General features: G+C 54.9%; 12 protein-coding genes and 1 other RNA gene. 1 reads left to right on the top strand and 12 read right to left on the bottom strand.

Annotated features, from left to right (window positions below):
- Window positions 1-372 precede the first annotated feature (372 nt).
- The 9 genes from ffs to radC form a co-directional block, all read right to left on the bottom strand.
- Window positions 373-457, bottom strand: an RNA gene (gene ffs / locus ACW5W4_RS04165) — signal recognition particle sRNA small type.
- A gap of 262 nt (window positions 458-719) precedes the next feature.
- Entirely contained in the window at window positions 720-956 is a 237-nt protein-coding gene (locus tag ACW5W4_RS04160; protein WP_456688513.1) for a hypothetical protein, read from the bottom strand.
- The gene (locus ACW5W4_RS04155; protein WP_171273892.1) at window positions 940-1,281 is read right to left on the bottom strand and encodes a YkvA family protein; all 342 of its coding nucleotides are present in this window, start codon (window positions 1,279-1,281) and stop codon (window positions 940-942) included. Before ACW5W4_RS04155 ends, ACW5W4_RS04160 begins: the two co-directional genes overlap by 17 nt.
- Before the next feature lie 92 nt (window positions 1,282-1,373).
- Window positions 1,374-2,867 (bottom strand): hypothetical protein, encoded by a 1,494-nt coding sequence (locus ACW5W4_RS04150; RefSeq protein WP_456688512.1) that lies wholly within the window; start codon window positions 2,865-2,867, stop codon window positions 1,374-1,376.
- A gap of 143 nt (window positions 2,868-3,010) precedes the next feature.
- A complete protein-coding gene (locus ACW5W4_RS04145; protein ID WP_456688511.1) occupies window positions 3,011-3,556 on the bottom strand; it encodes a recombinase family protein in 546 nt (181 codons plus the stop codon).
- Window positions 3,557-3,797: 241 nt separating this feature from the next.
- Window positions 3,798-3,935, bottom strand: coding sequence for a hypothetical protein (locus tag ACW5W4_RS04140; protein ID WP_181824819.1), 138 nt, complete (start codon window positions 3,933-3,935; stop codon window positions 3,798-3,800).
- The gene (locus tag ACW5W4_RS04135; protein WP_163148202.1) at window positions 3,932-4,072 is read right to left on the bottom strand and encodes a hypothetical protein; all 141 of its coding nucleotides are present in this window, start codon (window positions 4,070-4,072) and stop codon (window positions 3,932-3,934) included. The genes ACW5W4_RS04140 and ACW5W4_RS04135 overlap by 4 nt, the downstream gene beginning before the upstream one ends.
- Before the next feature lie 5 nt (window positions 4,073-4,077).
- Complete coding sequence (locus ACW5W4_RS04130; protein ID WP_163148203.1) at window positions 4,078-4,446, bottom strand: DUF2787 family protein; 369 nt, start codon at window positions 4,444-4,446, stop codon at window positions 4,078-4,080.
- Window positions 4,443-4,910 (bottom strand): RadC family protein, encoded by a 468-nt coding sequence (radC, locus tag ACW5W4_RS04125; RefSeq protein ID WP_163148204.1) that lies wholly within the window; start codon window positions 4,908-4,910, stop codon window positions 4,443-4,445. Before radC ends, ACW5W4_RS04130 begins: the two co-directional genes overlap by 4 nt.
- Window positions 4,911-5,482: 572 nt before the next feature.
- On the opposite strand from radC, the gene ACW5W4_RS04120 reads away from it, so the two are divergent.
- Window positions 5,483-5,860: a hypothetical protein gene (locus ACW5W4_RS04120; RefSeq protein ID WP_163148205.1), complete on the top strand. Its 378-nt coding sequence runs from the start codon at window positions 5,483-5,485 to the stop codon at window positions 5,858-5,860.
- A 413-nt stretch (window positions 5,861-6,273) separates the two neighbouring features.
- Here ACW5W4_RS04120 and ACW5W4_RS04115 read toward each other — a convergent pair whose 3' ends face one another.
- The 3 genes from ACW5W4_RS04115 to mntA are packed head-to-tail and all read right to left on the bottom strand — an operon-like array spanning window position 6,274 to window position 10,348.
- Window positions 6,274-9,450, bottom strand: a complete 3,177-nt coding sequence (locus ACW5W4_RS04115) for a type I restriction endonuclease subunit R (RefSeq protein WP_456688510.1) — start codon at window positions 9,448-9,450, stop codon at window positions 6,274-6,276.
- Window positions 9,447-9,896 carry a type VII toxin-antitoxin system HepT family RNase toxin gene (gene hepT, locus ACW5W4_RS04110; RefSeq protein ID WP_456688509.1) on the bottom strand — a complete coding sequence of 150 codons (450 nt, stop codon included), beginning with the start codon at window positions 9,894-9,896 and terminating at the stop codon, window positions 9,447-9,449. The genes ACW5W4_RS04115 and hepT overlap by 4 nt, the downstream gene beginning before the upstream one ends.
- A gap of 8 nt (window positions 9,897-9,904) precedes the next feature.
- Window positions 9,905-10,348 (bottom strand): type VII toxin-antitoxin system MntA family adenylyltransferase antitoxin, encoded by a 444-nt coding sequence (gene mntA, locus ACW5W4_RS04105; RefSeq protein ID WP_163148207.1) that lies wholly within the window; start codon window positions 10,346-10,348, stop codon window positions 9,905-9,907.
- Window positions 10,349-10,352: the final 4 nt, after the last annotated feature.

The following is a 10,352-nucleotide window of genomic DNA, read 5'->3' as shown; positions in this document are numbered from 1 at the left end:
GCCCCCCCCCCGCCCCCCCGCTGTTTCACACCCCCCCGCGGCCCCCCCCCGGGGGGGCCCCTTTGCCATGCCAGCAGGACACATTGGGCCTACCTCACACCATGCGGTTCAGAACCGCAGACCAAGACGCCGGGGTTTCCCGACTACGGATCAAGCAGCGGGCATGCAGACGATGGCCAGACGCCATGGTGACATCGCAGATGAATGCCAAAAGAAGAAAAACAGGATCACAACAAGGCTAAGACGGAACGAAAAACACAAGAGAGGCAATGCGGAGAAAATGGCGAGCATCTTCTGTTCCACACAAAGTGGATGACCAAGGGCTTTAGGAAGGTAACTTATTGATTTTCAGAAACAGGTGGTGGCCCCACCAGCCACATCCCGGCACTCGAGTCCCCCACCTTGGCTGCTACCTTCCGGTCCTGACCAGGTCGACGGGTTATCAATGCGAGCCCAAATAAATCAGGCACTTAGGGATGGAACTGATTGCCATCAACAGTGTTCTGAAACCTCAACAAGCGACAACCCGCCAGAAGTGCGGTCATCCACATCAAGTGGACATGCTTCATGGGTAACAAGTTGTAAGATCTTACCCACCTTCCCCCAACGCTTCAAGCCATATTCCGTGGGAAAATCAGCCATGCCTTCAGGGTACCCGTCAGAATTTCGGTATAAAAAAGCCCAAGCAATGCTCGGGCTTCGGAACTCTTTGAACTAGGTTATTTATTCTTGCAGGACTCTGCCGCCTTCAACTTATCGTACATGTCCTTGGCTTTCAGAATGTTCGATGCGCCAACCTTATCGATAACCTTCTCGGACAGGGCATCAACATGTTTATCCAACTCCCCCTCCAGGCCGAGCTTGGCGTTGACCTGCTTCTTTGCCTCATTTTTGATCACTTTCTCTTTTGCTGTTTCGGGCAACAACTTATCTATGGCTCTAGTCAAAAAGCTCATCAACCTTCTCCTTGGCTTTAGTCTTTACAACGTCATCAATGCAAACCGCCACAGCAACCAACGCAGTGGCAATTAACCCCATGTCGTCGGTATACCCCAAAAGAGGAGTTAAATCGGGGATTATGTCGATTGGAGATACAAGGTAGGCCAAGGCACCATAGATGATGGTCTTGTGCTTGGCTGAGCATTTCTCGCTCTCCAAGGCATAATAGAGGCGAAAAACCTGCTCAAGCGAGTCTTTCCCTATGTCTTTGCAAAACTTCCTGACCTTCCCCCAGAAACCGTCCTCGGTGTAGCTCTCAATGTTGATGCTGCTCTCTGCCATAGGTACTCCTTCATATTTACCGATGTTGGCTACATTTCGATCCATTTAGTTCGCGGCTAAAAGGAGCCCATTAGGGTAGGGCCCCAAATATTTTATGACCGAGGAGGGGTACAGGCACTCCACTGCTCGGCTTCAGTCCATGTCGCCCCATCATCGAAGCTGCACTCGGTTTTATGCGTTCCATCGGCGTATTCCGTGTACTTTCGACTACCCCCTTGGTCGTTGTAACTGGTCGTCGTAGTCACACCTTGGTTATCCGTCACAATCTGGGTCTTGTACCAAGCGGAAGCTTCCGGCTCAGGCGTCTTGTCTTCATAACGGTAGGGAAGTTGCTCGAAGGCTGCGATCAGCTCGTTCATGTTGCGGGTTGTATGATCATCCGCCAACCCTACCCAATCGTTCAAGAAGGGGAAGCTATTAGAGTCACCGAGGAAGTAGACAAACTGGCTACTGTAGTCTGCTTCAACATCCTTGTAACTGACCGTCGCATAGCGATGGGTGATCGCCCCGGCCAAATCCTCAGGGATACAGTCGGCAAATACCTGTGCCTCCCCGTTAGCAAGGTTCACCAGCTCATACTCCTTCCCATCTGCCGTCGTGGAAACGGTCTCCTTGATGTCGCAAGTGTAGGGCGCGTCGTCACCACCACGAGACTCAAACTCGTAGCTATTGCTGTAGCGATAACCATTGCCCGTGACGCTGGTCTTCTCGCCATAGATGATGGTTCTGATGTCTTGGCTGAAGTCATCGCTGACCTTGACCAGTTCAGTCCGGCTCTTGTTGATCCAATAGACCCCCTGATCACGATACCAAGCCTGCGGATAGGTATTATCGTTGTCTCTCGAATCCCCCTGGTGGTAATCCACGTAGGCATAGAATGCATCAGGATGAGCACGCTTGAGCTCTTCGCTGGCGCTGAACGATTTCTGCAGACCACGGACGATCTCCTGGGCCTTGGTCGATGTTTCACTATCCCCCGTAGCGATGAAGTCCTCGTAGATCTTCTGCTCGGGAATGTTGTAGTGATACACCACCCGGTCCACCGCCTGTTCCAGTGAATTCATCAACTGTTCACGCTTCTGCTGATCGGCCATCACACTCTGGCAGGTCAGAGCCCCACCAGCCGCCAGCTCCTTCTCGACCGAACTCCACAGGGCCGTGGTAAATGGGGTGACGTGGTAGAAATCGTCCTGAGTTAGCGGCTTGAATTTGGGCGGCAACACCATCTGGTAAGCCTGCTCGACGGAACCGAGATCCAAATCCACGGCGCCCACCGGCACATCGACCACCAAGGACACGTACTGGGCACACTCCTGCTCGGCCTCGGTTAGTTCCAGCCGATAATCCCCGCTGTCCGAGGTCACTGCGTTGGGTTCCCCCTCATCCAACTGGCGGTTGAAGTTCAAATCCAGATAGGCGGTTGCCCCTTGCACATAGCCGTCGATGGCCTTGCCCTGAATAGCCGTCTTGGCGACGGGTTGGGTATCAGACCCACTATCGCCTCCCCCACCGCCACCACCACCACCACCACCACAAGCTACCAGAGCCAGACTTACCCCTACACTAATTAACGAACGAACTGTCATCAGTTTCTCCTTGTTCTCTATTGACTCAACGCGACTCGATAGCCTACACAAAAGCGGGATACTAAAGAGTCTGGAAGTTGATTTTTGTGATTGATACCGATTTCATGACATTTTTTCTTTCTATAATCATGATTTCATTGAATTTATCCCCCACCACGTAAGATCCGCTGCACACTGGAGAGACTGATCCCCGTCCGACGTGCGATTTCGGCCTTGGCGAGTCCCCGTTCAGCGAGTGACAGCACCTCCTCCCCTTTAGCCATGGCAGTCGGCTTGCGACCCTTGTAGACCCCACGCTGTTTTGCCATTGCAATCCCTTCAGCCTGACGCTCCAGCATCAGCTCCCGCTCAAACGTGGCGATGGCACCAATCATGGTCAGCATCAGTTTTCCGGTCGGTGTCGAGGTATCGATACCCAGATTCAAAATTCGCAGAGCAACCCGTTTAGCGTGCAGGTACTCCGAGATCTCCAACAGGTGGCGGGTGTTGCGAGCCAAGCGATCCAGCTTGGTCACCATCACCACGTCTCCCTCACGCACAAAATCCAACAGCAACGAGAGCTGGGGACGGTCATCCTTGGCACCGCTCACTTTCTCCTGAAATATCTTGCTGCACTCGGCCAGTGCCTGAAGCTGGGCATCCAGGCTCTGCCCCACGGTGCTGACACGTGCATATCCCACCAGTGCCATGGTCTCCTCCTGGTCAATAGGGCAAGGTACACTGACGCGACCGGTCAGAAGGTCGAAAGGAACCCATATGACCGGCAAAAAGTGGCACTTTCGCTCGCGTCACACGGGCTTGGTCTATTGACCTGTGCCAGTGATAGAAATGAAAACGGGCCGCTCCGTGATAGAGGGCCCGTTGCGGGAGTCAGCCAGTTGACCTGGCTGGGTTTACAAGTGGCCGGCTCAGCGCTGGCCGGGGGGGATCTCAATGACGCGTAACAGGCATCCGTAAGACCTTGGCCAGCTCCTCTGCGTGAGCCTTATCGCGAGCCAGCAGGCGGATCACCAGCGTTCCTCCGGCAATGGCAGCCAGAGTCATCGAGGTCAGGATCATCTTGTTCATGGGTATTCCTCTTCGTTCATGTGGTAGAAATGGGGCGGCATGTAGCGGGCCATCATCGCGTTGACGATGACCGACGCGAACGCCGTCAGGGCTGCCTTCAGGGCATCCAGCAGCAGGGCTTTCATGAATTCATTCATGGTGATTACTCAGGGGTGATGTCCAGTCGGTAGACCTCCATCCGGTGATAGGCAAGAAAGTTCCTCTCCCAAAGCCGGTAGAGGTCCATTGTGGTGGCCAACGGCCGTTCTCGACACCAGAGCTGGGAGGCCAGCCCGGCATTGAAGTTGAAATCGAGATCCTTGACCAGCTCGCCGCCGATGTAGGTGAACTCGGTGACATAGGCCATCCCCCAGTTGCCCGTCTGCTTCTCCAGGCGGATCTCGACCGGGCGATAGCCGCCAGTGTCAGGAGAATAATCGGGGCTGCGGAAGTTGAGGGTCAGGGCGGTGGTGTCGGGGTAGCTGTCGATGATCTTGGCGAACAGGGCTTGCAACGGCTTGGATGGGCTCATATCAGCCCCCGCTCGGCAAACGAGACGACATCGTGCTGACCCACTACAAAGTGATCGAGCACCTGCACGTCGACCACCTCCAGCACCTCCTTGAGACGGGCGGTGATCGCCTTGTCGGCATCGGACGGCTCGGCCATGCCGGAGGGATGGTTGTGGGCCAGGATGACTGCGGCGGCGTTCTTGCCCAGGACTGCCTTGACCACCTCACGGGGGTAAACACTTCCCGCATTGATGGTGCCGAAGAACAGCTCCTGGTAATCGAGCAGGCGGTGCTGGTTGTCGAGCAGCATGATGGCAAAGACTTCCCGCTCGTATTCCCCCATCTTGAGCCGCAGGAAGTCGGCAGCTGCATTGGGGTGGGTGAAGGCTTGCCCCAGATGCCGCTGGCGGCACTCCAAAATGGCCAATGCCTGATTGATGATATGATCGTCCTGTCCAGGATGATCGCCGTAGTTGTGTGACATAACTGTAACCTCGCGTCGTTTGGGTACACGAGTTACTTATGCCAATATATCCCGCTGTTATTGACCCCGAATGAGACTGGTATAAGTCAGACAGTAATGGAATCCTTCAAAAGCCCCCCCTTTGAAAAATTTTAGATATAAATCACAGTTTCCCTCAATTTAGTGCGATATTCTTTTTCAGAAACGTAAAGGATTCAAGGAGGTAAGGCATGTAATTTCAAAGCATATTTTTAATGTGAGATTTTGAGATTGAAGAAAATAGATTGAAACCTGTACAAGATTTTGATATTAAGTGATTGATTGCAAAAGCCACAGATTGAATGCGATTAGAAAAAAATATTTAAGTCAGAAACGCACTATTACCCCGCTCTTAATTTAGAGACACTTCAAGAAAGTGTTCTTAACTAAAAATTCAAAGACATTGCAGAAAATACTATTCCTTTTGCGATGACTTACCTACTCTGTGTACGCTTGTGACAAACTACAATGCGTGATTGATACATTTTCCTTTAAATATTTTTCAACCCTGGGTATTTATGCCCATTTTAACCTTGTAGTAAGGAGAATGTACTATGGAAGTCACCCATTTCGTCCGAGCCCAACACGGAGAGTTTGGTTATGCGCTCAGCAAACCTAATACTGACCATGAGATCACACTCACACGATATCCAATTATAGGATATTGTGTGCATGTCTCAGATACAGAAAATGAAGAAGTGATGCTATTCACTTCGCCGGTATGCTCTGTTGGGGGTAATTGCGAACCGATGTTCGTCCAACGATATGATGGAACGTTCACAGATGCAAATGGAGAACGACAATTCTATTCGTTGGTCGAGGTCATGGCACATTATGGCTACGAGCCCAATGATGTGGATGTACTCCCCCCGACCAATCCGAAAGAGCTATCCCTGTATGTCTGGCGCCCACGACGTAACCCGGCCGAGTAACAGAACAGCTAGATCCTGCTGAAATTACAACCTAGCCCTTTCCCACTATCATGCGGAAAGGGCTCGTTTCATTGGATAAACCTGCTGAAACTTCTGCTGCTTAAAGAACTTATCTATGTGACTCTCTCTGTAGAAAAATTCTTATAAATGCTAGAATTTCAGCAGTTCTAGCACGCCTGCTCCAGATGCTCTTCCAGCACCTTCTCCCACTTCCTTTGCTCGGCCTTGTTGCCCCTCACCTACCAGTAGTGACGGAGGGAACGAGCCAGCTCGGCTGCCATCATGACATGATCCCAGTCCCGACGGCTCACCAGATACAGCCCTAGACTATGTTGGTACTGTTTCATCGTTTCTCCCCAATGAACTCCCGCTAACGTACCTGTCTGACCCGCCCCCCTGAACGGGCCAGTTGCTTAGGGTCGCCCTTGCAACATCCCGCCCATGCCTTTGAGCAGCAGATCCAGCAGCAGGTTCTGCAAGGCTTTGGCCTTTTCGGGATGAGAGAGGTATTCCAGCGACATACCTTGCTGGGTCTCCATGCGGCCAATAACGGCTTCATCCACGGCCCCAGGGAAATCGCCGTGCAGGATCGACTCCCGTGGGTTATTGCGGACTTGCTCCATCAGAGGCCCGTTTTCACTCAGCTTGGTGACCATCCCCTGCATCCAGTCCAGCTTGTCTCCCTCGGTCACCTCGGTTCCGAACAAATCGTTCATTCGCTCCAGCAGCTCTGAGAGAAAGTCCTTCTTCTCTTCCTTAGGCTTGGCACTACCCAGGGAGGCGATCCCATCTAGACCATAACCGGCGGCATTTTCTCGCAGTTGCAGATCCTGGGTTCGCTTTGCCTTGAGGTGGTAGTGGCTCAGCATCACCGCCGAAAGGTCGATCTGCTCCTCATCCAGCACCTCTTCTCGCAGTAACGGCAGCAGGTGGCGGGCAAAGACACAAAGCCGCTCCATGTCGTAGTCGTCGAAGGAGGTGATCTGGGAGACAAACTCGTAGAACCGCACATAGCCGTTGAGGTTCTTTTTGAACAGTTCGAGCACGGAGCGAGCCTCCCCCGCCTCCTTCAGGCGACGCTCGGCATTGGCCTGGTCGCTACCTGAACCGCCCTGTTCCATCAGCCACTTGAGCTGGGTCCGGCATTCACGAATGGCGTCGATAGCCAACCGGTAACGCTTGGCGAAGCGATTTCGTGCGGGGACGGCGTGACGCAGGAAGGCATCGGCACCCCGTTTGGGGTCGAAGTAGGCATCGGTGAAGGCCACCACCTCGGGCCAGGTGTAGATCTCCTCACCATTGAGCTTGTGGAACAGGTCGTAGATGAGATTCGGGTCCGAGACCGACCCCAGCTCCGCCGTCTCGTAATACTTCTGGAACTCTTCCAGCACATCCTGCGGGTCGTTGATGAAGTCGAGCACATAGGTGCTTTCCTTACCCGGATAAGTGCGATTCAGCCGAGAGAGGGTCTGGATGCAGTCCACCCCAGTCAGCTTCTTGTCCACGTACATGGCACAGAGTTTGGGCTGGTCGAACCCGGTCTGGAACTTGTTGGCGACCAGCATCACCTGATAGTCGGTCGTGTCGAACGCCTTACGCATATCCCGGCCGTTGAGATCCGGGTTCATGTTCCGCTCGTTCCAGCTCTGACCCTCGTCCTCGATCTCACCCGAGAAGGCCACCATGGCCCGGATCGCTGGATAGCCCTGCTCTTTGACGTACTTGTCGAACGCCAGCTTGTAGCGGACCGCCTCCATCCGGCTGCCCGTCACCACCATCGCCTTGGCTTGACCCGCCAAGAGAGGTGCGACGTGCTGGCGGAAGTGCTCGACAATCACCTGCACCTTCTGGCCGATGTTGTGGGGGTGCAAACGCACCCACTGGGAGAGCTTGCGTTTGGCCTTCTTGCTATCGACCTCCGCGTCGGCAGCCTCACTGTCCATCGCCAGCTTGTAGGCCAACTTGTAGTTGGTGTAGTTACGCAGCACGTCGAGGATAAAGCGCTCCTCGATGGCTTGGCGCATGGTGTAGACATGGAACGGTTGTGGCTTGTTCTCATCACTGATCGGCAGATTAGGCTTGGGTGGGCGACCAAACAGCTCCAGTGTCTTGGCCTTGGGAGTCGCAGTGAAGGCGAAGTAGCTGATGTTCTGGCTCCCGCCCCGAGCGGCCAGAGTCATGTTCATCACGTCTTCGGCCGAGAGCTCGTCCTCTTCATCCATCTGCTCAGCCATCAGCACTTCACGCAGTTGTCGGGCTGTCTTGCCGGTCTGGCTGGAGTGGGCCTCGTCGGCCACCACCGCAAAGCGGCTGGCTTTCAGGCTGGTACTCTCCTGAATGGCCTTGAGCACATGGGGGAAGGTCTGGATGGTAACGATGATGATGGGTGTGCCACTGACCAGTGCCTCGACCAATTGGGCCGACTTGCTGCCCTCGCCTTCCTCCCGATTGATGCGGGAGATGACCCCAGCGGCATGATCAAACTGGGCAATAGTCTCCTGTAACTGGCTATCGAGCACGGTTCTGTCCGTCACCACAATGACGGAGTCAAACAGCTTCTCACCTGCTACGCCCTCACTGATTCGCCGCAAAGAGGCCAACTGATGCGTCAGCCAGGCGATGGAGTTGGACTTGCCCGATCCCGCCGAGTGCTGAATAAGGTACTTCTGGCCAGAGCCTTCCAGTTGAAGCGTCGCCAGCAGCATCTCCACCACCTTCCACTGGTGGTAGCGGGGGAAGATCATGGTCTCCTTCTTTTCTTCTGTTCCTACTGCATCCTTTTCATATTTCACATGCAGGTGCAGGTAACACCCCAGAATATTGAGGAAGGTGTGCGGCGAGAGGATCTCCTGCCAGAGGTACTCGCTGGCGTATCCCACCTCAGGTTGGTCATTACCCGCACCGCCCTTTGCTGTCCCCCGGTTGAAAGGCAGGAAGAAGGTATCCATACCCGCCAGCTTGGTGGTCATGGCCACCTCGAACTGGTTCAGGGCAAAATGCACCAGGGCTCCCCGCCTGAAGGCCAGCAGCGGCTCACGCTTGCCCGCCGTCATCAGCGGGCGATCGACTCTGTACTGATGTTTGGCATTCTCCAGGCTCTGCTTGAAGCAGGATTTAAGCTCCAGCGTCGCCACAGGGATGCCGTTCAGGAACAGCGTCAGATCGAGCCGCCCATCATAGTTGTTAGGGCTATAGACCAGCTCGGGCACCACCCGCAGCCGGTTCCTGGCATACCGCTCGACCAGCTCGGGGTTGAGGTCATGGTCAGGCTTGAAGGTCGCCACCGCTAGCCGGTGCCCCCGGTCTTCCACCTGATGACGTAAGAGCCACAAGGTTCCCCGCTCTTCGCTCTCCAGCGCCCGCACCACAGCGTTGAGCAGGTGCCGCTCCGGCTCCTCGCCGTAAGTCTTGCAGTATTTCTGCCACCCCTCTGGCTGGCTCTCCTGCACATAGGCGATCAAATCTTCCGGGTAAAGGGCCCGCTCTTTGTCATAGTGAGCGGATTCGCCCACCAGCCAGCCTTGGGCGGCCAATTGCCCTATGATATGGTCCTGAAACGCTTTCTCCCGTGCTTTAGCATCCAGGCTCATGGCTGGTCTCCTTGCTTTGGCTCTTCTTGCAAAGAAAGCCACACCAGCCCCTGCTCGGCAAAGGTAAACAACTGATCGCTATAGCCCTGGCTAATCACGCTACGGATAATCTCGGGGTCGATGTTGAGGTAGTCGTGCACCAGGGCATTACGCAGACCGATGATCTTGCGCCAACCAGTCAACCCCTCGGCAGGCTGGGCCCCCCGCTGAACCAGGATCTCGAACGCCTGATAGGCATCCTGTGGGCTGTGGCCCGCCAACCCCTTGGCCCAATGTTTCGCCACGCCGATACAGGCTTCGATGGACACTTGCAGGGTCCGTTCGGCGGCCCGGTATTCCAGATTGGAGAGGGCCCGCTGGGAAAGCAGAGTTCTGATCTCGAGCAGCTCGGCCTGATAGCGGCTAAGGCTCAAACGAAGGGCGGTGATATAGGCGTTATCGACCATGGGATAGATCACTCCTGGCGTGGGGAAGTACGGGGAAGGCGGTAGTTAAGCTCCATCTGTGACATGATACGGGCCTCTTCGCTCAGGCGTCGACCCTGATCGCGGCAAAAGAGCACCCGATTGGCATCCACGATGGCAAAGGCCAGCGGAATGGGGGCCTGATTGATATCCACCACCGACAATTGCCCCTCGGTCAGCCCCAGCGCCCGCTGCCAGTCGAGGGCCAGCAGCTCGGGCCGCAACCGCCTTTCTAGCAGAGAGTCCAGCGTATCGGGCAGCTTCACCGGATCGAAGGCCACCGCCAGATCCCAGTCGCTGTGGGGCCCTGCGTTCCCCTTGGCTTGGGAGCCATAGAGCCAAAGCACCACGACCTCGGGATGGATGGCAGCCAAGCTAGCCAGTTGCCCGATGATAGGGTCCTGAGAGGCTCTTTTCCGTGCCTTGTTGTCCATGTTA

Source organism: Aeromonas crassostreae (genome assembly GCF_054052445.1).
This window is presented reverse-complemented; position numbering and strand designations above follow the sequence as displayed.

What these genes read in the sequence shown, in the direction of transcription:
- ACW5W4_RS04135 (WP_163148202.1), bottom strand. Translation starts at nt 4,072, where the DNA reads ATGAATGAATTCATGAAAGCCCTGCTGCTGGATGCCCTGAAGGCAGCC.
- hepT (WP_456688509.1), bottom strand. Translation starts at nt 9,896, where the DNA reads ATGGTCGATAACGCCTATATCACCGCCCTTCGTTTGAGCCTTAGCCGC.
- ACW5W4_RS04120 (WP_163148205.1), top strand. Translation starts at nt 5,483, where the DNA reads ATGGAAGTCACCCATTTCGTCCGAGCCCAACACGGAGAGTTTGGTTAT.
- ACW5W4_RS04145 (WP_456688511.1), bottom strand. Translation starts at nt 3,556, where the DNA reads ATGGCACTGGTGGGATATGCACGTGTCAGCACCGTGGGGCAGAGCCTG.
- ACW5W4_RS04130 (WP_163148203.1), bottom strand. Translation starts at nt 4,446, where the DNA reads ATGAGCCCATCCAAGCCGTTGCAAGCCCTGTTCGCCAAGATCATCGAC.
- radC (WP_163148204.1), bottom strand. Translation starts at nt 4,910, where the DNA reads ATGTCACACAACTACGGCGATCATCCTGGACAGGACGATCATATCATC.
- ACW5W4_RS04160 (WP_456688513.1), bottom strand. Translation starts at nt 956, where the DNA reads ATGAGCTTTTTGACTAGAGCCATAGATAAGTTGTTGCCCGAAACAGCA.
- ACW5W4_RS04140 (WP_181824819.1), bottom strand. Translation starts at nt 3,935, where the DNA reads ATGAACAAGATGATCCTGACCTCGATGACTCTGGCTGCCATTGCCGGA.
- ACW5W4_RS04150 (WP_456688512.1), bottom strand. Translation starts at nt 2,867, where the DNA reads ATGACAGTTCGTTCGTTAATTAGTGTAGGGGTAAGTCTGGCTCTGGTA.
- ACW5W4_RS04155 (WP_171273892.1), bottom strand. Translation starts at nt 1,281, where the DNA reads ATGGCAGAGAGCAGCATCAACATTGAGAGCTACACCGAGGACGGTTTC.
- mntA (WP_163148207.1), bottom strand. Translation starts at nt 10,348, where the DNA reads ATGGACAACAAGGCACGGAAAAGAGCCTCTCAGGACCCTATCATCGGG.
- ACW5W4_RS04115 (WP_456688510.1), bottom strand. Translation starts at nt 9,450, where the DNA reads ATGAGCCTGGATGCTAAAGCACGGGAGAAAGCGTTTCAGGACCATATC.